The sequence below is a fragment of the Flavobacterium xizangense genome (assembly GCF_054075145.1).
Genome location: NZ_JBSIPG010000006.1, coordinates 1 through 22,690 on the forward strand (window position 1 = coordinate 1; position 22,690 = coordinate 22,690).

General features: G+C 33.6%; 19 protein-coding genes. 8 read left to right on the forward strand and 11 right to left on the reverse strand.

What is annotated here, in order from left to right; genetic code table 11:
• The 3 genes from ACWA1B_RS14625 to ACWA1B_RS14635 all read right to left on the reverse strand — a co-directional run.
• Positions 1 to 1,290: MopE-related protein (locus ACWA1B_RS14625; RefSeq protein ID WP_456908114.1), on the reverse strand; the 1,290-nt coding region annotated here is incomplete at its 3' end.
• Positions 1,291 to 1,300: 10 nt separating this feature from the next.
• Positions 1,301 to 4,555: an RHS repeat domain-containing protein gene (locus tag ACWA1B_RS14630; RefSeq protein ID WP_456908116.1), complete on the reverse strand. Its 3,255-nt coding sequence runs from the start codon at positions 4,553 to 4,555 to the stop codon at positions 1,301 to 1,303.
• 11 nt (positions 4,556 to 4,566) lie between these two features.
• A complete protein-coding gene (locus ACWA1B_RS14635; RefSeq protein ID WP_456908118.1) occupies positions 4,567 to 6,228 on the reverse strand; it encodes a T9SS type A sorting domain-containing protein in 1,662 nt (553 codons plus the stop codon).
• 370 nt (positions 6,229 to 6,598) lie between these two features.
• On the opposite strand from ACWA1B_RS14635, the gene ACWA1B_RS14640 reads away from it, so the two are divergent.
• The 4 genes from ACWA1B_RS14640 (at position 6,599) to ACWA1B_RS14655 (ending at position 9,629) form a co-directional block, all read left to right on the forward strand.
• On the forward strand, positions 6,599 to 6,853 hold the full coding sequence (locus tag ACWA1B_RS14640) for a GIY-YIG nuclease family protein (protein ID WP_456908120.1): 255 nt from the start codon (positions 6,599 to 6,601) through the stop codon (positions 6,851 to 6,853).
• A 418-nt stretch (positions 6,854 to 7,271) separates the two neighbouring features.
• Positions 7,272 to 7,496 (forward strand): TlpA family protein disulfide reductase, encoded by a 225-nt coding sequence (locus ACWA1B_RS14645; RefSeq protein ID WP_456908122.1) that lies wholly within the window; start codon positions 7,272 to 7,274, stop codon positions 7,494 to 7,496.
• A 223-nt stretch (positions 7,497 to 7,719) separates the two neighbouring features.
• On the forward strand, positions 7,720 to 8,484 hold the full coding sequence (locus ACWA1B_RS14650) for a ThuA domain-containing protein (protein WP_456908124.1): 765 nt from the start codon (positions 7,720 to 7,722) through the stop codon (positions 8,482 to 8,484).
• A 65-nt stretch (positions 8,485 to 8,549) separates the two neighbouring features.
• Complete coding sequence (locus ACWA1B_RS14655) at positions 8,550 to 9,629, forward strand: acyltransferase family protein (RefSeq protein ID WP_456908126.1); 1,080 nt, start codon at positions 8,550 to 8,552, stop codon at positions 9,627 to 9,629.
• 82 nt (positions 9,630 to 9,711) lie between these two features.
• On the opposite strand, the gene ACWA1B_RS14660 is transcribed toward ACWA1B_RS14655, so the two are convergent.
• A complete protein-coding gene (locus tag ACWA1B_RS14660) occupies positions 9,712 to 10,017 on the reverse strand; it encodes a hypothetical protein (protein WP_456908128.1) in 306 nt (101 codons plus the stop codon).
• Positions 10,018 to 10,251: 234 nt separating this feature from the next.
• On the reverse strand, positions 10,252 to 11,106 hold the full coding sequence (locus tag ACWA1B_RS14665; protein WP_456908130.1) for a leucine-rich repeat domain-containing protein: 855 nt from the start codon (positions 11,104 to 11,106) through the stop codon (positions 10,252 to 10,254).
• 179 nt (positions 11,107 to 11,285) lie between these two features.
• On the opposite strand from ACWA1B_RS14665, the gene ACWA1B_RS14670 reads away from it, so the two are divergent.
• Entirely contained in the window at positions 11,286 to 11,774 is a 489-nt protein-coding gene (locus ACWA1B_RS14670) for a DUF1761 domain-containing protein (RefSeq protein WP_456908132.1), read from the forward strand.
• A 117-nt stretch (positions 11,775 to 11,891) separates the two neighbouring features.
• On the forward strand, positions 11,892 to 13,037 hold the full coding sequence (locus tag ACWA1B_RS14675) for a peptidogalycan biosysnthesis protein (protein ID WP_456908134.1): 1,146 nt from the start codon (positions 11,892 to 11,894) through the stop codon (positions 13,035 to 13,037).
• A gap of 13 nt (positions 13,038 to 13,050) precedes the next feature.
• Here the strand turns inward: ACWA1B_RS14675 and ACWA1B_RS14680 are convergent, their stop codons facing one another.
• Positions 13,051 to 13,920 carry a diacylglycerol/lipid kinase family protein gene (locus tag ACWA1B_RS14680; protein WP_456908136.1) on the reverse strand — a complete coding sequence of 290 codons (870 nt, stop codon included), beginning with the start codon at positions 13,918 to 13,920 and terminating at the stop codon, positions 13,051 to 13,053.
• Between the two features lie 62 nt (positions 13,921 to 13,982).
• On the opposite strand from ACWA1B_RS14680, the gene ACWA1B_RS14685 reads away from it, so the two are divergent.
• The gene (locus ACWA1B_RS14685) at positions 13,983 to 14,945 is read left to right on the forward strand and encodes an App1 family protein (RefSeq protein WP_456908138.1); all 963 of its coding nucleotides are present in this window, start codon (positions 13,983 to 13,985) and stop codon (positions 14,943 to 14,945) included.
• A 233-nt stretch (positions 14,946 to 15,178) separates the two neighbouring features.
• On the opposite strand, the gene ACWA1B_RS14690 is transcribed toward ACWA1B_RS14685, so the two are convergent.
• Positions 15,179 to 17,092: an ABC-F family ATP-binding cassette domain-containing protein gene (locus ACWA1B_RS14690; protein WP_456908140.1), complete on the reverse strand. Its 1,914-nt coding sequence runs from the start codon at positions 17,090 to 17,092 to the stop codon at positions 15,179 to 15,181.
• Positions 17,093 to 17,426: 334 nt separating this feature from the next.
• Here ACWA1B_RS14690 and ACWA1B_RS14695 point away from each other — a divergent pair, with 334 nt between their 5' ends.
• Positions 17,427 to 17,810, forward strand: coding sequence for a DUF983 domain-containing protein (locus ACWA1B_RS14695; protein WP_456908142.1), 384 nt, complete (start codon positions 17,427 to 17,429; stop codon positions 17,808 to 17,810).
• On the opposite strand, the gene ACWA1B_RS14700 is transcribed toward ACWA1B_RS14695, so the two are convergent.
• From ACWA1B_RS14700 to porM, 4 genes are all read right to left on the reverse strand, one after another.
• Positions 17,776 to 18,864: an NAD(P)/FAD-dependent oxidoreductase gene (locus ACWA1B_RS14700; protein ID WP_456908143.1), complete on the reverse strand. Its 1,089-nt coding sequence runs from the start codon at positions 18,862 to 18,864 to the stop codon at positions 17,776 to 17,778. The genes ACWA1B_RS14695 and ACWA1B_RS14700 overlap by 35 nt on opposite strands.
• A 75-nt stretch (positions 18,865 to 18,939) precedes the next feature.
• Positions 18,940 to 19,932, reverse strand: a complete 993-nt coding sequence (porN, locus tag ACWA1B_RS14705) for a type IX secretion system ring subunit PorN/GldN (RefSeq protein ID WP_456908145.1) — start codon at positions 19,930 to 19,932, stop codon at positions 18,940 to 18,942.
• 164 nt (positions 19,933 to 20,096) lie between these two features.
• Positions 20,097 to 21,086, reverse strand: coding sequence for a type IX secretion system ring subunit PorN/GldN (gene porN / locus ACWA1B_RS14710; protein ID WP_456908147.1), 990 nt, complete (start codon positions 21,084 to 21,086; stop codon positions 20,097 to 20,099).
• A gap of 44 nt (positions 21,087 to 21,130) precedes the next feature.
• Positions 21,131 to 22,669 carry a type IX secretion system motor protein PorM/GldM gene (porM, locus tag ACWA1B_RS14715; RefSeq protein WP_456908149.1) on the reverse strand — a complete coding sequence of 513 codons (1,539 nt, stop codon included), beginning with the start codon at positions 22,667 to 22,669 and terminating at the stop codon, positions 21,131 to 21,133.
• Positions 22,670 to 22,690 lie beyond the last annotated feature (21 nt).

Genomic DNA, 22,690 nt, shown 5'->3' on the forward strand with positions numbered 1-22,690 from the left:
CTTGTTGCTGTAATAAACGGATACAGATGGATTCCCGAAAGTATCACCATCACCATCATAATAAAAATACTGTGGTGCGATATTGGTTATATTGGATGTTGTGTCATTATAATCGCTCTGATTTAAAACATATCCATTAGGAGTATTACAACTAACAGTTGTTACATTCCTATCACCAAAACCATCGCCATCGCTATCTCGATACCACGTTGTATTTGGGTTTAATTCAGCCAAATAGTCGATACAATCCATGGAATTTGATACATAGCCATATGGTTGTATACAACCATAAGCAATTATCCCTGCATTTCCGTATCCATCACCGTCCTGATCACGATACCAAGGAGTATTAGGATTTACGGCAGCATTTCCATCGTTACAGTCTGAGGCATTGGCCACATAACCACCCGGCTGAGAACAGCTGGTTGTCGATATTCCCGGATTACCAAAACCGTCACTGTCCTGATCAAAATACCACACTGTATTTGGATTTATAACTGAACTGCCGTCATTGCAGTCTAATGCATTTAAGACATAATTATAACCCCCTGGTTGTGTACAGCTATTGACTGCTGCACTGGCATTACCAAATCCATCGCCATCAGCATCTTGGTACCATACTGTATTTGGATTTATAGCTGAATTGCTATCATTACAATCCGAAGCATTTAATACATAACTACCTGGTTGAGTACAGCTGACTGTCGATACTGCTCCGTTGCCAAATCCGTCCCCATCGGCATCATAATACCATCTGGTATTTGGATTTATAACTGAACTGCCATCATTACAGTCTGAGACATTAGACACATACCCCCCTGGTTGCACACAACTATTTGCGGTTACTGCTGCATTACCATATCCGTCACCATCTGAATCCTGATACCAAAGTGTATTTGGATTTATTGCTGCATTGCCATCGTTGCAATCTGAATTATTTATAACATAACCTGGTGGCTTAATACTATAAAATACAGCATTACTTGGATTTCCAAAACCATCACCATCCGAATCGTAATAAAAATACTGAGTGGGAGCAACATTAGTGATATAAGGATTACTATCATCTAAATCAGAACTTCCAGACACATACCCACTTGGCTTGGTATCTGCCATTATATATTCTGTTTTACTTCCATATCCATCACCATCTCTATCAGCATACCATTTATATGAACCTCCTCCACCTGGTGGAGCGGCCATAGGTGCTGCCATTATTTTTTCATTATTTTGTGAATACCCAAAAGACACTAAAAGCAGTAGCAGAAAAGTATATATATATTTTTTCATAATTGTATCTTTAGTTTTTATAATGATATTGATTTTCTGATACGATTTTTCCTGTTGCATCTCTTGTCAATTTTAGACGATTGAACTCGTCATATTCATAATACGTAGTATATCCTTTTGGGTCTGTTACTGTTGTTGCTCCAACTAATGGTTTATAAGTATAAGTTGTTGTCATTGCATTTGTAAGACTGTTTCTTAAAGTATTTAAGGCAGCTATCAAATTGGCTTCAGTTCCTGAGCTTGATATTGTTTCTAAATTTGCTACTGAAGATTCTACTTGTGCATAAGTTCCGTTTTCAATTTTCGCAATGGGCTGCGTTTTATTATACCCCCAGATAAAAGAGACTGTAGTACCGGCTTCAGGAGTATATTGCAAAATATTTCCTTTATCATCATATTTATCAAAGGTGATTCTCTTCTCTAAAGCGTTAGTAAATTTTGATGTATAAATGTATTTCGGCAATATTAAATTTGATGTGGTTGCGTCTTTCCCGTATACTGTTTTTTGCTCTGATAGCTTTGTCGTTGCTCTAAAATTTTCAGTTTTTAATGGTGTGTCTATCATGTTATTTGTGATCATATCGGTCACAAAAGGTTCTGCAGACAAATCCTGTGGATAATAATACTTGGTTTCCAGAGTTTCCTGTATTGATGATTTTGTGCTTTGAGAAGTCAACTGAATATGCGCTGGATTACTATATTGATACGTTGTTGTCGTTTCAATAGGATTTAATCCGTTTAAATCATATTTTTTAGAGATAGAAGATTCTAAATAAAACCAATAGCCAATTGTTTTATACTCTACAATACTGAAGTTTTCTACTGTTTGGGAGCTAGGACATGGTTCCTCATAATTTTTCCTGACAGTATATGCTTTTATTTCGTTGCTGTAAGAAGGGTCTAGCTTGTAATTATTTGTATTATCTGCTACAATTACAAATGAGCTTCCAGTTTTCTTTGGAAATATCTGTGATTTTATTTCCAAACCATTATCCCATCCAAAATTCGTTAATGGAGCACTTTTGATATCTGGTCCTAAAATAGGATTCCCAAAATTATCTCTGTGCACAATAAATTCTTTCATTTCTCCACCATTCTCAAAATTATCACCACCTTCACTAATAGTTACGTATTTGTAAAAACAATTAGTACTACCAGTATCAAATAATGAAACTATGCTACTTGAACTAATTGTGAGGAAATTATTATCTACATACCAACATAAACCCAATTGCCCTTGACCCACAGCACACGTTCTTCTTGTCATAGACAAATCAACATAATAAGGTGTTTTTCCCTTATCCCCAGAAGAATGAGTTATATCGTCTTTATTGGCGTAATGATATCGTTTGTAAATAGCTTTTGCAGATGAATCCGCAAAATCTTTAGTAGTTTTAATTCGTACTCCGCCAGTTTCCAAATTTGTATTTGATACGACTGGGGCAGTTGGATAATACTTTACTGATAATGTTGCTACCGTATTAAATCCTCCTTTAAAAAGATGTAGATAATATGTTTTTCCTGCTTTGGCATCTAAATAAAAATCTTTAGTTGTTTTACTTACAAATAAATAATTTGCATAAGAAATTTTTTCACCAGTGTATCTAATATCATATAGCGAGGGACACTGCGTTTCTCCAGAATCACAAGAAACAGTTAATGATGCTATATCGTGTCCATCATCACGAGGATCTTCTATTATATTTCCATACATATCATATCGAGGTTCTTGACCACTCGAAAAACCAACATATCCACTTAGCTCAATCCTTTGATCTACTGGAGAAGTCACGCTATATACTACAGGTTCTTCATTCCAATCAGTTCTATCTCTTGTATAACGATCTGTTTTTTTGGATGGATAAACCGTTTTTTGTCCCCAATATGTATTGCTTTCATAATCAAATTCTGTATAACCTTTTGTTGGATATACCACTTTGCTTAAAAGCCCTATTTTGGCAAAATTTGCGTCTGGCTCTTTGTCAGCTCCTTTATAATCTATATCATTTAAACTATAATCAGTTATATTTTTAGGTACTAAATTAACATTAGACTTACCATTATAATAACCCCAGTGATCTTGGCTATTTGATAATCGTTGAGGAAACCCAGATTGATTGATATATTCAAAACTGTATTTTTTTGTTGGATCTAAAAATGTTATGTTTTGTAAAAAAACACGTCCATTAGCTGTTTTTAAATAATTAAAACTTAACCTTTCTATTATATTTCCTTCTGCATTTAGCTTGGTAATTGTTTGTATTTTGCTATTTCCCTCAACTTCCTCATTAACTCCTGATGCATAATAAGCAAAAGTTATTGACCCATCCTTGCTATTATTACTGTATATTTTATTAATTCTTTTTCCAAGTACCGTCATATTATAAGCAACAATACCGCTCATAACAGGAGCACTAGCTAAAGTGCCTGAACAATCTGGTTGTATTGAAGGATAAGCCATTGTAAAAGTTTGCGAATTAGACGCTGTATAATCCATAGTCGTATCATCATATGTAAGATATACTTCTACTCCAGTTGGATGTACCATTTTACTTAAATACCATGCTGTAACACTACCACTAATTACAGAATGTCCTGCTCCTTGATTTCTAAAAGCTGTTGTTTCTTTTTCTGTGAAATAGTATTTAATACCATTTGTAGTTGTCAATAAAAAATCAGCATTATTGGTTCCAGTTCTTTCAATTTTAATTTTTTGATTGTTAACAAAAACTGGCACACCGTTTTTATCATAGACAAATTTTCCGGAATTTCCATTAAAATTAAAAGAATAAATATCTGCTTCCGTATCTGCACTTGATTGCCCAGCAGCCTGATAAAATTGTACTCTAACTTCATTAGATGCAGTTGAAAAATTATCTGGAGGATAAACTGCCGCTTGCGCTTCATCGGCTTTATCCCTTACAGTACGTGTAATAACACCACCGAAATTAAGATTCCAACCTAAGCCTACATTTGTAGCAACTTCATCCACTTTAATTCCGTTTGAACCGTAAAAAAGGGACAAGGGAGATTCTAAATCTTTTGTTTTAAAACTAATCAACGGAATTGAAAGATTGGCAGCTCCCGTAAACAATCCAACAGGAACATTTCCAAATTTCCCCAATTCACCTGCTGTTGGTGATGGAGGAGTGATATTCGGCAAAAATTTACCTGTATCAGTTTGAGCAATACTACTTGAAGAAATAAATATGAAAAACAGTAAAAACAAAACTTTTACTGAATTCTTTAAAATTAGCTTGTGCATTTTGATTTTCTTTAATTAACAGATTTTATGACTTTAACTGATTCCTTTTTAACATCGGTCTTGATGTTGATGATGTAGATTCCCTCCGCATAGCGGCTTAAATCTACAGGGACAGTTCGGCTCTCGATTTTGAATTCCTGCAATATTCTGCCTGAGATATCTACCAGAGTAGCAGTTCCTTCTTTAAAATCGTATCCTATAATTACGTTTGTATACGTTTTAACAGGGTTTGGAATCGCTTCTATACTCGATTTCACTCTCTCAACTTTTTGTTTGTCTTTTAATTTGACAACCCAAAAATCATTGCTGCCAATGTTTGAATTCTTGTCTTTTGAAGCATTTGAATTTGAAGTACCAGCCATAATATAACCTCCGTCACGGGTTTCGATTACTTTTCTGAGAATATCCTCGCCACCGCTTCCAACAGTTTTATTCCAGATTTCCTCGCCTTTTTCATCTGTTTTAAGCGCGATATAATCATTAACACCGTCTTTATCAAGACTTGCTCCAACCGCTTTTGCGATTGTAGACGCTGCGGATCTTACAATCTCAGATTTGGCATAACCGCCAACCAAAAAGCTGTGATCGTTATTTTCCACCAAAGAAGTTAAAATATCAACTTTGCCAAAATCATACGTTTTGCTCCAATCAACGCTGCCTTCCTGATCTAACTTAAGGAGCCATAAGTCTGTACCATTACTTACTATGCCTCCCTGTGTCGTCAAAGCATTTTTACTATCGGAGTTTCCTCCAATAATATATCCTCCATCCACAGTCTGATGAATAACATAAGGCTGATCATCTCCATCTGCTCCATATGTTTTCTGCCATTGAATAACTCCTGAATCGTCAATCTTTACGATCCAATAATCTCCGGCACCTTTGTTATTGTCTGTCTTTTCTCCAGAAATTGGAGAGTTTGAGTATCCAGCCAAAATATAGCCGTTGTCAGAAGTCTGCTCCATACTTCTCAACAAATCTGCATATTGGCCACCGTAGGTTTTCTGCCACTCAATATTGCCTTCTTTATTCAGCTTTACAATCCAATAGTCCATATTGCCTCGGCTTTTTTCAGATTTGCTGAATAAGTCTGCTTTTGAAGTTGCAGCCGATTTTCCATCAAGTTTAATATTTGAAATTGGCTGAGGGCTTGAGCTTGAAGAACCTCCTAAAATGTAGCCCCCATCTTTAGTCTGAAAAGCACATAATAATTCGTCCTGCCCAATTCCACCGATGGTTCTTTGCCATTGTTGTCCGCCGGCAGCGTCAAGTTTTATTACCCAGAAATCAGTAACACCTTTACAATCTTCGCCTTTTTGAAAACCACTTCCAGAACTTGATGTTCCAGCAAGGATAAAGCCTCCATCTTTGGTGCCTTTAATACTTTGGAGCAAATCAAAACCATTTCCTCCAAAGCTTTTCTGCCAGTCAAGTTCTCCCTTTTCTGACATTTTCCAGACCCAGAAATCTAAATCTCCGTGATTGTCATCGGTTTTACTCCCTGTTTTATCTGACAAAGAGCTTCCTGCCAGTATAAAACCATAATCGGCTGTTGGCTGGGCATCAAATAGATAATCGGCATGAATTCCTCCGTACGACTTTTCCCACTGGATATCTTGGGAATACGTAAATATTGGTAAGAGTAAAGGAACTAGTAGGTAAAGTTTTTTCATACAATATTGATATAGATTTGCGTAAATTATAAGATTTTATAAGCAAATCTAATTGTCTGATTTATCAAAACTTTACGGTTTTCCTCATTTTCAAATATATTTTTTTTAAAGCCTAATAAATGCGGTAAATAAGCACAAGAAGAAAAATCGATCGGAATTTGATATGACGAGATTATGTCTTAATTGGAGATTTTTTTTTTTGAAAAATTTCGACAGTGGTTTTTCTTTTTATATTATATTTTCTTCTTATTGAATGTCGTTTATTTTTTTTAAATCGTCACGAAAATGGTTCGAGAATTGTCCCGTTAGGGCTACTAAGTAAAAACACCACTTCAACAAGTGGTGTTTTTTGTTTATATCATTTTGTATTATGGAAGAATTTGTAGTTTACATTCTTTATTCTGAAAAATTCAATAAAAATTACACAGGTTATACTTCTAATCTAATTGAGAGATTCAAATCTCACAATCTTCTTGAAACAAAAGGGTATACTTTAAAATTTAGACCTTGGAAAGTGATTCATGTCGAATTTTTCAATTCAAAATCTGAGGCAATAAAAAGAGAAAAATATTTAAAAACAGGAATTGGAAGAGAATTTATTAAAAATCTAATTCTTAACATTTAGCTCTTCGGGCTTATATCCGCCGCGGCGGACACAGGTTCGAGTCCTGTTCCCGCTACTAAGTAAAACACCACTTCAACAAGTGGTGTTTTTTTTATTAAAACATTTAATGACTCGTCGGGCTCATATCCGCCGCGGTGGACACAGGTTCGAGTCCTGTTCCCGCTACTAAGTAAAGATTTAGAGAAATCTGGAGCTTTTTTGTTTTTACCTTTCTGATTCTCTTTGCGGGCACAGATTGTAAATCTGCGCCATCATTGTCTATGTATCTGAGCGAAAGATTTTCATCTATCATATAGTACTTTTCCAGTTTTTAATAATCGCTACTTTGCCCGTGCCGTGAAAAAATTCCATTTCTTCAAAAAATAGAAGAACAATATAAAGGAAAAAAATTGAGTTTGTCAGTATTTCGATAGATGCAATGAAAGATCAGCCTAAATGGAGCAAATTTGTTGTAGAAAAAAAATTAGGTGGAATTCAGTTATTGGCTGAAAATGAATGGGAATCAAAAATCATAAAAGATTATGGTATTCATGAAATCCCGATATTTATTCTTCTTGATCCTAATGGCAATATTGTTTCGGCACGTGCACCTAAACCATCTGACCCTAAACTTATTGATTTATTGAACAGTTTAAAAATATAATATCAAATTTCTAAACAATAAAAAAACTGCGTAATTCTGAAAATTTCAGAATTGCGCAGTTTCTTATTTTTATATTTCTACAAGCAGAATTACAACGCTTTTCTAGATTGCAACAAAAGATTTGTAGCTGTTTCAAAAACATTTGAAAGTCTCTCATGAAGCGAAATACCTTCTTAAAGAATAAATTATTTTTTCTATCTTCCCAAAATAAAATTCAAGCGAAATGACCTTTCTTCCTTCAATAAAAAAATCGATTTTATCCATTTTAATTCTACTGGCAAGTTTTTTTCTATTTTCCTTTTATCCGAAAAGCACCGAACAAATCACTTTTAAAAAAGAAAAAAAAGTCCTTATTTTCTCCAAAACAAACGGTTTCAGACATGAAAGCATTGCTGCAGGAATTGCCGCCATCAAAAAATTGGGAGCAGAAAATCATTTTATTGTAGATGCTACTGAAGATTCTCTTGCAATTAATTCAAAAAACTTAAAACAATATCAGGTCGTTATATTTCTTAGTGCTTCGGGGCATGTTTTGGGCGAAAAGCAGAAATTAGCTTTACAGAAATTCATTGAAAAAGGAAATGGCTTTGTAGGGATTCATTCCGCTACAAATTGCGAACCAGACTGGCCTTGGTATGCTAAAATGATCGGCGGAATTTTTGATGGTCATCCAGAACCGCAGATTGCAAAACTTGTAATTGTGAATAACGAGCATCTGTCAACCAAACATCTTCCTGCGATTTGGGAAAGAAAAGACGAATTGTACAATTTCAAATATATAAATCCAGATGTAAATGTGCTTATAAAAGTTGATGAATCATCTTACAAGGGCGGCAAACATGGCGATAATCATCCTTTGGCATGGTATCACGATTATGACGGCGGAAGAGCATTTTATACAGCCTTAGGTCATAGTCCTGAAAGCTACAGCGATCCGCTTTTTGTACAGCATTTGCTTGGCGGTATCAACTATGCATTTGGCAAATAAAAGCTTCGAAAAATAAACCAAATCAAATAATTCATCAAATCCCACCTCCATTACAACACACTTACATGACAAATTTTGAGACAATTAAACCTAAACAACATTTTAAAGTTCTTGACGGACTAAGAGGTGTTGCTGCTATAGCCGTTGTAATTTATCACTTTTTAGAAATAGCAATTTCCGATTACAGCAAGAATTTATTTGCTCATAGTTTTCTTGCTGTCGATTTTTTCTTTTGTCTTTCGGGTTTTGTAATTGCTTACGCCTATGATGACCGAATCGCAAAAATTGGCGTTGTCGAGTTCTTCAAATTGCGTCTCATACGATTACATCCACTTGTTATTTTTGGGTCAATTCTGGGTTTGATTGGGTATTTTGTTTTACCATATGGCGACATTGCAAACAGAAGTATTTCTGAAATTCTGCTCTTATTTATATGTTCATTGTTATTAATTCCGCTTCCAATAATGAAAGAGCGTTATTACAATAATTTTGGATTAAACGCTCCGGCTTGGTCTTTGTTTTGGGAATATATTGCCAATATTTTTTACTCCATATTCTTATATCGTTTATCTCGCAAAATCATTCTTTTGCTAACTTGTATTGCAGGAATAGCGCTAGCTTATGTTGCTTATTATGCAAAAGGTGTTTCAGGCGGTTGGGGTGGCGACACTTTTTGGCATGGCGCTGCACGTATTTCCTACTGTTTTCTGGCGGGAATGACCGTTTATAGATTCAAATGGATTATACCTTCAAAAATTGGATTTTTAGGACTCTCGCTACTTTTATTCCCTACTTTTATATATCCATTTAACCAGGAATTCAATTTCATTACAGAACCTCTTATTGTATTGTTTTATTTTCCGTTTATAATTGCTTTGGGAGCTGGCGCCGGAACTTCAAAAAGTACAGAAAAAGTTTGTGTCTTTTCAGGAAACATATCTTATCCGCTATATATGACACATTATTTCGCAATGTGGATATTTGCTTCTTACAATCAAACTTATAAATTTACTGGGCCGACATTATATACAGTTGTTTCTATAGGAACGCTGCTTCTAATTGGATTCGCTTATCTAGTTATGACCTATATAGATATTCCGATTCGGAAATATTTGACAGGAAAAAACAAAGTGCAAAAAGCTTAATTTTTCTTTAAGCCCTTAAACTTTTTTACAAAAAAAAACCGTTCAAAATGAACGATCTTTATATTTTTATTAAGTGCGAAACTTAAGCTCTAAACAAAGCATATTTATTATAGTTAAACAAAACTTTGTCATAAGGAACAAACAGCGAAACAATTTTTTCTGAAGATGCATCAAATTGGATTCCGTGATGTTTTCTGAATAAGTAAATTTCTTTCAGGCAATTAGAAAGACTTTGGTGGATTTCAGTTGTAAAAGTTGGAACTTTTTTATCTCCTACCAAAAGATCAATTTGATAATTTGAACTGCTTTTTGATAAGTTGTTCCCAATGATTCTCAGTGTAAATGTTGTTTTTTTTCCGTATTCTTCGCCTTGATATTGCAGTGTCATAATTTTTAACATTAAAGGTTAATTATTTTTCTCTTTCGGGCTTCAGCCAAAAGGGCCGAATCTAATTTTAAAATTAAAGAAAAAAACTAAAAGTTTTTTAAATATTTTCACAAAATTAAAGCAATAATCCTGAAAAAGGAAATAAAAAAAACCGTAACGAATTACGGTTTTCAACAATTAACTAAATATATTTAATCAACTTTTTTCAGAGTAAAATTCATTCCATAAGCACGATTAATTTTCGGTAATATTTTTTTGTCTTTCAGCATTTATTTCTAATAAAAACGGATTGCCATTTTCATCAAACATTGTCATATTTAAAGCGTCTAATAAAGCCATTTTTTTCGAAACTCCTCCTTTGAATTTATTGTAAGAAAGATTCATTTCAGAAAGTTTATTCAGTTTTCCAAGTCCCTCCGGAATTTCTCCTTCAAAACTGTTGTCAAATAAACTCAGATTCTCCAAAGCTCTAAAATTCACGATTTCTCTGCTCAAATTTCCTGATAATTTATTGCCATTTAAAAGCAATACTTTTAAGGTCGAAATTTTATAAATCGAATTTGGCAGTGAACCTTGAATTTCATTATTAAACAATGCAAGAACTTCTAATTCTTTTAATTTTCCAAGATCAGCAGGCAATTCTCCAGAAATTTTATTTTTAAAAAGCTCCAGGTCTTTCAGTTTTTGCAAATCACAGATTTCTGCCGGAATTGTTCCCGAAAATTTATTATCAGAAACATTTAAAACTTCAAGTTCTTTGAGATTATGAATGTTGTTTGGCAAATTTCCTTCTAATTTATTCTTCTGAAAATTTACCTGAACCAAATTTATCAAGTCAAAAAATTCTGCAGGTAATTCTCCTTGCAAATTATTGTCTGACAAATCTAACGCTATAACTTTTCCGTTTTCGGCACGAACTCCATACCACGTTGACACAGAAAGAGATAAATTCCATTTCACTTTCCAGTCAGGACCATTTGTGGCGTGATATAATTTTATCAGAGCCTCTTTTTCTTTATCTGAAACAGTATCTGCAAAAGAATTGAAGGAAAAAGCGAGTGCTATAAAAAAAGTAATTAAGCTTTTCATAACAGATTTGGGGTTTGTTATGCTTACAAAATTATGCATTTAACAGATATAATGCACCAAATGTCGATAAAGTGTTAATAAGTAAATAATTAACAGCTTTTTTACTACTTATTACAAAAATGTTAGATTTGCATTTTTTTTGACTAAATTTGGTTCAACTAATCTAAAAACCTCATATTATGGAAATTAACTTTATTGCACTACTAGCAGCTGCTGTTGTTACTTTAGTAACTGGATTTATTTGGTATCATCCAAAAGTATTTGGAACAATCTGGATGAGAGAAAATAATTTCACTCAAGAGCAATTAAGAACTGGAAATATGCTAAAAATCTTCGGATTAACGTATGTTTTTTCTTTAATGATTACCGTGATTTTAATGGCTTTGACCATTCATCAATCAGGTGCAGTTGGAATGGTAGGCGGACCACCGATGCTTGCTAATGCAAAACCATCATTCGCTGCATTTATGGCAGATTACGGAACTGCATACAGAACTTTTAAACACGGTGCACTTCACGGTTTTATGTCTGGATTGTTTTTTGCTTTCCCGATTGTGGGAATCAATGGTTTATTTGAAAGAAAATCCTGGAAATACATTTTAATACACGGAGGATACTGGATGCTCACACTTATGCTCATGGGAGGAATTGTCTGTGCATACGCATAATCAAACATATTAAAACCCGTTTGAGACCAAAACTCAAACGGGTTTTTCTTAATAATAACTTAAAGGAAGTAAATTATTGCAAATATTATCTAATTTTGAAGAAATTAGCGCACACTTTTGAATACAACTTATTCTTTTCAAATCTACAATCGCACGTCGTTGCTCCCTTTAGAATGGAACTCGCTTGCTGCAGAAAACATCTTTTTGACAAGGGAATATCTCGAAGTACTGGAAAATTCTTGTCCGGTAAATATGATTTGTCATTTTATTGGAATTTTTAAAGATGAAAAACTAGAAGGAATTGCTTTGACTCAATTTTTGTTTGCTGAAAAACTTGAATCTTTTGGCGAACGCGATCAATGTTTAAAGACGTCGGTACGTAATTTTGCTTTCAAAAATTTTGCTTCACATGTATTGTTCGTTGGCAATAATATGCTTACGGGACAAAATGCTTTTGTTTTTTCTAAAAATACAGAAATCCCAAAAGCTGTAAAAACACTTCATAAAGCTATAAATCAGCTCAAAAAAGATTTACGATCTTCTGGTAGAAAAGTTCATATTACGAGTATAAAAGATTTTACTTCGGAGGAAATTAAACCGCTTCAAACCGAATTCAAAAATAATTATACGTTTTCGACACAGCCCAATATGATTTTTGAAATCAATGAAAATTGGAAAACCGAGCAAGATTACATCGATGCTTTATCAAAAAAATACAGAGATCAATATAAACGGGCACGCAAAAAATCAGAAGGAATTATAAAAAAGAAAATGTCTTTGTCTGATATCAAACAGTACGAAGATGTTATTTATGATTTGTATTTTCATGTGGCAAAAAATGCACCTTTCAATACCTTTTTTCTGGCGCGAAATCATTTTAGTTTTTTCAAAGAAATCATGAAAGATAACTTTTTATTTTATGGTTATTTTTTAGATGAAAAACTTATTGGATTCAATACATTAATAAAGAATGGAAAAGTAATGGATACTTATTTTCTAGGTTATGATGAAAATCTGCAACGCGAGAAAATGTTGTATCTAAACATGCTGTACGATATGATTGCTTATTCAATCAATCAAGGTTTTAAAACAATTGTATTTGCGAGAACTGCACTCGAAATCAAAAGTTCTGTCGGCGCAAAACCTTTAAAAATGTATGGTTTGATTACGCACAGCAATGCTTTGATTAATCATAATATTGCCAAATTATTCCAGTATTTGGAACCAAAAACAGAATGGCAGGAACGAAATCCTTTTAAATAAAAATCATTTCTCTTTAAGGCACAGCTATTTTCATTTGTTTGTGCAGAATATGAATTTCTAAATCAGTTTGTGCACCACAATATTCGCCATCAATTTGAAAATTTACCGGATAATCTGTTTTTATTGTGGCTTTGTCTGTTGAAATAATGACAATATCATCAGAATCAATTGGCATGTTTCCGGTAATAATTTTTCCAATTAAAAGCAGATCTAAACTTTTCAAAATTACCAATTCAAACTTTCCGTCGTTCATAGCTCCATTTGGATTAATAATTACGCCTGTTCCGTATTTCTGTGAATTGGCAATAACAATCATTCTCGCCACATGATTTATCGTTTCGTTATTGGCAGAAATCGTGGCGACAAATGGCTCTTCAGATTCTGTTAAAGTCGTAAAAGCCTGCAATGCATATCCCCAAAAACCGCGTACATCACTTTCTTCATAGTTTTTAACCAAATTGGCATTTAATCCTAAATCGCTCAAATGAATGCTTTTTTTGCCGTTGATGCAAATCATATCCATTTCAATATAATGATTCAAAAAAGCTATTTTTAGGTTTTCTTCTATTTCGGCAGGCAAATTCAAATCGACTGACAATCCGTTTGCTGATCCTGCCGGCAAAATCCCGATAATAATATCGTAATTTTCCATTGCTTCTGCCACCATTTTAATTGTCCCGTCACCCCCTGCAACGATGATTCGTTCCGGAAAAAATTCACTATAAATCGCCTGAATTTTATTTAAATCATTTCTCCCGCTTGTTTCATACACTTTAAGATTAAAATGATTGATGGTCGCAAATTCCTGAACCGTTTCGATTAAATCAGTTTTATCAAGGTCTCCAGAAATGGGATTTACAACGAATAGAATGTTCTTTTTCAAAATTTTAGTTTTAAAAATCAATTAAATTAAGTAATTTACAGTTACATAAATATACGTAATAAATGAAACCAATCTTACAATTATATCGAGGTTATGCCAATGAACAAGAATTAATTGTAATGGGGCATGTTTTTAAAAGAACGTATGACTATGACTTTCAGAAGAAAAATTTAAAAAATGCAAAATCCATAATCAATCAATTTCGGATAAAAACAATTCAGAATTTTGATGTTTATCTGAAATATGGAAATCAGGAAATTCACACTAAAACACTAGACGACGGACATTTTAAGTTTTGTATTCCGCTTGAAAATGAAACGCATTTTGGGTGGATGAGTTACGATGTCAGTATTAAATCCAATTCAGAAACAATTACTTCAAAAGAAAGTTTCATACGTCCACACAAAGGAAAATTGGGTATTATCTCCGATATTGATGACACTTTCTTGATTTCGCATACGCAGAATATCTTCAGAAAAATTTACATTTTGTTATTTAAGAATGTGAATGACCGAAAAGTTTTTAAGGATGTTGTAGCGCATTATCAAGCTTTAAGTTCAGCTGGAAGAAATAATAAAGAGGAAGTCAATGCTTTTTTTTACATTTCGAGCAGTGAATGGAATTTGTATCGTTTTATTGTACAGTTTACCAAAATTCATCATTTACCTAGAGCTGTTATTTTATTAAAAAACATCAGAAGAGGCATCACTGATTTCTTCATGAGCGGGCGCGGCAACCATGATCATAAATTCGAGAAAATAAAACACGTTTTAGAGTTTTACCCTAACTTGAAATATATTTTATTAGGAGATGATTCGCAGCATGATCCTGTTTTATATGAACGAATCTGTAAAATATTTCCTGTTACGGTTATTGCCGTTTATATTCGACAAACAGGAAAGAAACAGAAAGAAGAAGTCAAAAAAATCATGAAAAATTTAGAAACTCTGGATGTTTCTACTTGTTATTTTAAAGAAAGCAGCCAGGCAATTGAACACTCAAAATCAATTGGGATTATTAAATAGTTTTGTTTCAGGTTTCAGGTTTGAACAGAATGAATATTTAACCGCAAAACATGCTACGTTTTTTGATCTGCTATATTTTATAAAACGCAAAGTTCGCAAAGCTTTATTAATAAATAGCTTTGCGAACTTTGCGCATTGTAAATGCAAACTATAAAAAACTTAGCATGTTTTGCGGTTAAATTACTCGTCAAGATTACAACTTGAAACCTGAAACTTTAAACCTGTAACTTTACTTATGCATTAAAATTATCGATCTCTTCCTGAACGATTTCCCAATCCAGAAGCAATTGCTCTAAATCGGCTTTCTTTTTGTTGTATGCTGTAAAAAATGATGCGTCTTCAATGTGTTTATCATAATTAGTTTCCAACATTTTATCGTTATGCTGAATATCTTTTTCTAATTGCTGAATCTGGCTTTCGATTTTGCTTAGCCTGTTTTGAAGTGCTTTTCCTTTTTTCTGATCTTCGTATGAAGTTTTGGTATTTTCTTTTACTGGCGCAGTTTTAACAACATCTTTTTTCTCTACTTCGCGCATATTCTCAAGATTGCGCTGCTCTAAGAAATAGTTAATATCGCCTAAATATTCTTTGATTTTTTGATCTTTGAATTCGTAAACAATATTCGACATTCCCTGAAGAAAATCCCTGTCGTGAGAAACCAACAATAAAGTTCCGCCAAATTTTTGAAGTGCCGCTTTTAAAACGTTTTTAGATTTGATATCTAAGTGGTTTGTAGGCTCATCCATCAGCAAAACATTGATTGGTTGCAACAATAATTTACAAAGCGCCAAGCGATTTCGTTCACCTCCAGAAAGTACTTTTACTTTTTTCTCAACATCATCACCACGGAATAAAAACGAACCTAACATATCACGAACTTTCATTCGGTTTGTGTCGGTTGCGGCATCTTCCATAGTTTGCAGCAAAGTAATTTCTCCATCTAAATATTCTGCTTGATTTTGAGCAAAATATCCTAATTGAACATTATGTCCTAATTTAATATTTCCTTGGTATTCAAACTCGTTTACAAGCGCTTTGATGAAAGTCGATTTACCTTGTCCGTTTTGACCCACAAAAGCGATTTTACTTCCTCTCTCAACAAGCAAACTAATATCTTTTAGAATCGTTTTGTCTCCGTAAGCCTTTGTAACATTTTCAGCTTCGATTACCACCTTTCCAGGTTCTTTTGAAACTGGAAACGAAATATTCATTACCGAATTGTCGTCTTCGTCAACTTCGATTCTTTCAACTTTATCTAATTTTTTAATCAACGATTGCGCCATTGAAGCTTTTGAAGCTTTTGCACGGAACTTCTCGATTAATTTTTCGGTTTCTTCAATTTTTTTCTGCTGATTCTTCTGCGTAGCTAATTGCTTTTCACGAATTTCATGACGCAATTCTAAATACTGCGAATAAGGCTTATTAAAGTCGTATGCTTTCCCTAAAGAAATTTCGATTGTGCGGTTAGTTACATTGTCCAAAAACATTTTATCGTGCGATACAATGACCACAACTCCCGGATAACTGCGAAGGAAATTCTCTAACCAAATGATACTTTCGATATCTAAGTGATTGGTAGGCTCATCCAGCAATAAAACGTCATTTGACTGCAATAAAAGCTTTGCAAGCTCGATACGCATTCTCCATCCTCCAGAAAATGTTTCTGTCTGATTATTGAAAACTTCTCTTTTGAAACCAAGGCCTAAAAGAATTTTTTCAGTATCTCCAACATAGTTATAACCACCAAGAAGTTCAAAGCGATGCGTATAATCAGATAAATCTTCAATAATTTGGCCATATTCTTCACTTTCATAATCGGTTCTTGTAACCAATTGATGATTGATTTCTTCTAATTTTTTCTCTACAACTTTAATTTCTGTAAAGGCTTCATACGCTTCTTCAAGCACTGTTCTTCCTTGTTCGAAATCAATATCCTGACGTAAAAATCCCATTCGGATATCTTTTTCCTGAGAAATAACTCCCGAATCAGGTTTAAAATCGCCGGCCAACATTTTAAGCATTGTCGATTTACCTGCTCCGTTTTTACCAACAAGACCAACGCGGTCACCGGCACCTAAACGAAAAGTAACTTCTTCAAATAAATAAGTTCCACCAAAAGAAACAGAAAGATTGTGTATATTAAGCATAATGTATTGCTGAAAAACTAGAAATTAAAATCATTGTAAATAAGCCTATTGCCTTTACAATTTTAAAAGTGCAAAAGTATAACTTTTAATTGAAAGTTTTGGGACTGAAAAGAACAGCTTAATCAATATTTCTGAATTTCAATTAATTTCGATATCATTAATGAAAAATGGGCCTCAAATTATTAGAATTTTTAGTTCTGTTTTTTGTTACCAACCACATTGAAAAAGCTAAAACTCAAATAAAATAGTATCTTTGTAAGATAACTTCATCGAAAAAAATCTTCTTTTATAAATCATTTTCTTTGAATTCAGTATAAAAAAAACAGACATAACAATGTTTAAAAAAGGATCTAAAATAAACAGTATTTTCAGCGGAAGCTGCCCAAGATGTCAAAATGAAAGCATGTATGAGGACAAAAACCCCTTACATCTGACCAAAGTTCTCAAAATGAATGAAAATTGCAGTCATTGCGGTTTAAAATATCAAATCGAACCTTCCTTTTTTTATGGCGCGATGTATGTAAGTTATGGTCTAAATGTGGCTGTCGGGATTGCAGCTTTTATAGTTTCATTTGTTTTTTTTGGAAGTACTGTTGAGCAATCATTCGTTGCAATAGTAATTACTTTAATTGTATTATTTCCTTTTGTATTAAGACTTTCCAGGAATCTATATATCAATATGTTTATTTCTTACGACCCGAAGGCTGGTCAGAAGTAAGGTTTCTTAAATACCTTTTATGAAATCGTTTAATATCAGCTTCCTTATCTAAAGGAACCTGATTTTCAATATGATCATATAAAGCTTGCGCCATTGCGGGTCCAAGCATAACGCCACGAGTACCCAAACCGTTCAGAATATGCAGCGACTTATGAACTTCATGAGTACCAAGCAAAGGTCTTCTATCTGCAACTGTTGGACGAACTCCGCCAAAATGTTTTACAATTTCAAAATCGCAGGTTATAATTTCTTTTATTTTTTCCAATAGTTCTTGTTTACCTGCTTCCGTAGGTACATCCGTTTTATCAAACCAATTGTAAGTAGCTCCTACTTTGAATAAACTCTCACCTAAAGGCAAAATAAAAACACTTGTATTAACAATAAGATCTAAATTTAAGTCGGCTGCTTTTATAATAAACAGTTCACCCTTGGTACCATCTAAAGGCAAATAATTAAAAAATGGATTTTTATGCATTCCAAAGCCTTCTGCAAAAATGATATGCCTCGCCTGAATATTTTTATACTGAATTCCAGAATCCAAAAATTCGATATTGCCGCTATCGAAAGATTCTTCTAAAAGAAAATTATTTTCAAGAAGATATTTATGATAGTGTTCTAACAGTAAAGCAGTATCAACATAGCCCGTGTGCAGTACCTCTCCGTAATCATATGGCGACTCGATTCCATTGAATTTTCTAGTAATTAGTTTCGAAGATAAAAAAGGGGCTAAATTTATCTTATCAGAAGCTGCAAACCAGTTATTTTGCTCTTCTATTGAAAAGAACTTTCGTAAGATTGGCATTTTAAAATTGAATTTTTGCTTCAATTTATCTTCTACGCGATTGTAAAATTCGTTCATCAAAACCAATTGTTCCTGAGAATTCCACACTTCACTAAAACGCTTTAAAATTACCGGATTATATAGCCCACCCGCAACCCTAGAAGAATGCTGCGACTTATCGTCAATAAGTAAAATAGTTTTATTGTTTTTAAGTGCCACTTCGGCAAAAGAAATTCCGGCCAATCCAGATCCGACGATTAAATAATCAAGCATTTTGTAAGGTATAGATAAATAAAAACTCTTACCACAAAGATAGTAAGAGTTTGTCGCATAAATTAACTTGGCTGTCTAGTAATTCCACATATCCTCTTCAAAGTTACGTATCTTCTCTTTTATCCTTTCCGATTCAAGCAATTGATTTTGTGCGTTATCTTTCATGTAATCTTTTATTTCACGATCTCCGTACACATTTTCTTCTTTATAAATAATTGCATTAAAACGTCTGGAATTTAAAATCTGATCAAACGAAATTGATGCAGCAGAGTTTACATCGTTAAAAGCTTTTGCTTCATGTAATACTGCGCGGGCATCGGGAAAGAAAACCCAAAATAGCTCAATATAATCTTTCTCGTCACTATTCATCGTATAAACATCTGGAGTAACAGGACAGATACCAATTAAGCGATACTTCAATTCTCCTTGACGCTTATCAAAATACCAATATCCTTTGATTTTGTATTGTGTAACATCCTGAGCGGTCAGATCCTGTTTTAAGATATACTCTGCAGGAACTGTGCGTGTAGGCCCAACTGTTTCTTCTTTGTAACTTACATTTTTCTTCTTACCAGTGCCTGTAACGACCTTTTTCTTTACAACATGCGACCTATAATCATCAGGATTTTGGTTGATTAGTTCTCTACCTGCATCGGTAGTATCCACACGAGATAATGATCCCTCAATATCTTTCATGGTCTTTTTGGTATTAAAATAACTGTCTGTATACACTTCGGTTATTTTACCATTTCTAATAGCTTTAGTCAAAACATCATAAAGAGAACGCCTATCAGCGCCTATATTAGCAGTATCTACAGGAAAATAAAGAGGAAAATTAATTTTTTCATTTAAATCAATAATTTCCCATGTCATTTTACCCATCAAAACATCTCTGTCTTCAACATAACCATATGACAAAGGTTTATCATTGTCAGCGATAAGTTGGGCAGGTGTCTTAATTCCAATTTGGGAAACGGTTTTTGCATTAAGCAAATTAGATTGCGCAATAGAAACAAAACTTCCTGCAACAAAAAAAATAACGATCAAAAAATTTCTCACTTTCTTCATAATTAATAGTATAAGAAATCAAACGTAACATTTTATAAAATATTGTAAATTTTCTTACAAAATTAAAATCGTAAAGATTTTATTGTCCATCAAAAAAGTTTCAGGCAAAAAAAAACTCTTACTACAAAGGTAGTAAGAGTTTTTATATAATGCTATGTTTCAACTTAGTAGTTCCACATATCTTGTTCAAAATTACGAATCTTTTCTTTTACTCTTTCAGATTCTAATAATTGGTTTTGAGCGTTATCTTTCATATAATCACTAATCGCTCTGTCTCCATAAAGGTTTTCCTCTTTGTAAACAACCGCATTAAAACGTCTAGAATTCAAAATCTGATCGAATGAAATTGGCAATGCAGAGTTATTATCATTAAATGCTTTTGCTTCATGCAAAGCTTCTCTTGAATTTGGGAAGAAAACCCAAAATAACTCAATATAATCCTTTTCATCACTATTCATCGTGTAAACGTCTGGAGTTACAGGGCAAATTCCAAGCAAACGATATTTCAATTCACTTTGACGTTTATCAAAATACCAATATCCTTTGATTTTGTATTGTGTAACGTCCTGAGCAGTTAAATCTTGCTTTAAGATATATTCTGCAGGTACTGTTCTTGAAGCTGGTACCGTTTCATCAACATAAGTAACAACTTTCTTTTTACCAGTTCCAGTTACAACTTTTTTCTTCACAACACGTGATCTATAGTCGTCTGGATTTTGGTTGATAAGCTCTCTACCAGCATCAGTTGTATCAATACGAGATAATGATCCTTCGATGTCTTTCATTGATTTTTTAGTATTAAAATAACTATCAGTATAAACTTCAGTTATCTTACCTTTTTTGATAGCTTTTGTTAAAACATCATATAATGAACGTCTATCAGGACCAATGTTAGCTGTATCTATAGGAAAGTATAAAGGAAAATTGATTTTTTCATTCAAATCGATAATCTCCCAAGTTGTTTTTCCCATCAAAATATCTCTATCATCAACATAACCGTAAGCTAAAGGCTTATCATTATCTGAGATAAGTTGCGCAGGAGTTTTAAGTCCTATTTGAGCAGGTGTTTTCGCGTTAAGCAAATTCGATTGCGCATTAGAAGCAAAACCTCCAGCAATAGAAACAATGGCTATTAAAAAATTTCTTACTTTCATCGTGGTATCATTATAAGATAGTGAACGTAGTATAAACTACTTTATTATTGTATTTCGAAAATTACTGGAGCAGTTCTTGGTAATAAATAACTTCCAGCTCCAACAAGTTTAGTTTTAATTTCAGAAATAGTAACCTGATCCCCTCTACCAGCTCTTGCAAGAACCGATTTACATTGAGCATTTAATTTGTTTCCTGTAACAACAACAGTAGGCTGTCCAGCAATTTTCAAGTTAAATCCAACAACATCTAAACCAACTTCGAAATCAAAATCCATTAATTTTGCTCCGATTGTTGCAACTTCTAGATTAGATTTAGGTCCTTTAACAACACCATAATCACCTCTAATTGTACCTGTTGGTCCAGGAATACCTTTAATTCTGAATGTTTTCTTATCTGAAACTTTGTCTCCATTTGGTAATGTACCAGTAACTGAAATTGTTGTCTCAGTACCTGTACCTGGGCTCATGTTATATTTACCTGGTTTACCAGCTGAACTTAATCCAGGAGCACTAGCAACAACTTTATTGTCAGCAACACCCGCGAATGATACAGAGATTGGATTAACAACACCTCTATATACTACATTCATTTTGTCTGCAGAAATTGTAGCTGAGTTTGGTCTTGGAACTACAACATACTTTCCAGCGAATTTAAGTGGAATGTTTTTTCCATCTTCTAAGAAAGTAAATTGTCCATTGATGTTTTGTTCTCCTACTCCACCAGCAGTTAATGAGATAACAGCCTGTCCGTTTACGATTTGTCCTGGACCTTGGAAAGAAGTTGGTTTAGTGTTTTCGTCATAACGACCTAAAACTACCTTACCAGTAACTTTTTCACCTTGGAAGTAAGCGTTTTTATCTAAAACTACAATTGCCTGATAATTGCTATAAGAAGCAGCAGCAACTGCAGCTTTTCCTAAAGCAGCACTGTAAACATCAGATTCCGCTTTTTGAACGTCATTTTGCCAAGCAGAAAGTTTAGCTAGTGAAGCAACCGCAGGGAAACCTTTAAAGTGGTAAGCTAAATATTTATCTTTTAAACCTTCTTTATTTTTAACATCAGAAACATCAAATTTCTTTTCAACCTCAGCTAAGATTGCAGCGTATTTTTTGTCTGACAAAGCAGCTTTCATGTCTGCTTTATATTTTTCAATTTTAGAAATGATTTCATTTCCTTTTTTAGTGTATCCTTCACCAGTAAACCAGTTATCTATATTATCACCTTTGTCCATCGCCTCATACGGCAATTTTCCTGTTTCTTTATCAGTTTCAAAACCTTTTAAAACATCAGCTTTTAATGAACCAATGTATGCATAAAATTCTTTTGAAGTTGTTTCAACTTTGTGAGCCGTTACTGCTGCTGTAGCAAATTCTCCTTTTGCCTCAGCTGCTTTTTGGTCTAACGACATCAACAAACCTGCATTTGATGTTTCTGAAGACGTGTTAGCACTTTCAAATTTTTCATTCATTAATCCAAAAGCAGATAAAACTTCTTTGGACATGTTCATTGCTAACATCGCGATGAAAACCAGATACATCAGGTTAATCATCTTCTGTCTAGGGGTTAATTTTCCTCCTGCCATTTTTTTCTAATTAGTTCTTAT

Bases quoted from the DNA above. Each gene is read 5' to 3' on its own strand.
- ACWA1B_RS14630 (WP_456908116.1), bottom strand. From the start codon at position 4,555: ATGCACAAGCTAATTTTAAAGAATTCAGTAAAAGTTTTGTTTTTACTG.
- ACWA1B_RS14635 (WP_456908118.1), bottom strand. From the start codon at position 6,228: ATGAAAAAACTTTACCTACTAGTTCCTTTACTCTTACCAATATTTACG.
- ACWA1B_RS14640 (WP_456908120.1), top strand. From the start codon at position 6,599: ATGGAAGAATTTGTAGTTTACATTCTTTATTCTGAAAAATTCAATAAA.
- ACWA1B_RS14645 (WP_456908122.1), top strand. From the start codon at position 7,272: ATGAAAGATCAGCCTAAATGGAGCAAATTTGTTGTAGAAAAAAAATTA.
- ACWA1B_RS14650 (WP_456908124.1), top strand. From the start codon at position 7,720: ATGACCTTTCTTCCTTCAATAAAAAAATCGATTTTATCCATTTTAATT.
- ACWA1B_RS14655 (WP_456908126.1), top strand. From the start codon at position 8,550: ATGACAAATTTTGAGACAATTAAACCTAAACAACATTTTAAAGTTCTT.
- ACWA1B_RS14660 (WP_456908128.1), bottom strand. From the start codon at position 10,017: ATGACACTGCAATATCAAGGCGAAGAATACGGAAAAAAAACAACATTT.
- ACWA1B_RS14665 (WP_456908130.1), bottom strand. From the start codon at position 11,106: ATGAAAAGCTTAATTACTTTTTTTATAGCACTCGCTTTTTCCTTCAAT.
- ACWA1B_RS14670 (WP_456908132.1), top strand. From the start codon at position 11,286: ATGGAAATTAACTTTATTGCACTACTAGCAGCTGCTGTTGTTACTTTA.
- ACWA1B_RS14685 (WP_456908138.1), top strand. From the start codon at position 13,983: ATGAAACCAATCTTACAATTATATCGAGGTTATGCCAATGAACAAGAA.
- ACWA1B_RS14690 (WP_456908140.1), bottom strand. From the start codon at position 17,092: ATGCTTAATATACACAATCTTTCTGTTTCTTTTGGTGGAACTTATTTA.
- ACWA1B_RS14695 (WP_456908142.1), top strand. From the start codon at position 17,427: ATGTTTAAAAAAGGATCTAAAATAAACAGTATTTTCAGCGGAAGCTGC.
- ACWA1B_RS14700 (WP_456908143.1), bottom strand. From the start codon at position 18,864: ATGCTTGATTATTTAATCGTCGGATCTGGATTGGCCGGAATTTCTTTT.
- porN (WP_456908145.1), bottom strand. From the start codon at position 19,932: ATGAAGAAAGTGAGAAATTTTTTGATCGTTATTTTTTTTGTTGCAGGA.
- porN (WP_456908147.1), bottom strand. From the start codon at position 21,086: ATGAAAGTAAGAAATTTTTTAATAGCCATTGTTTCTATTGCTGGAGGT.
- porM (WP_456908149.1), bottom strand. From the start codon at position 22,669: ATGGCAGGAGGAAAATTAACCCCTAGACAGAAGATGATTAACCTGATG.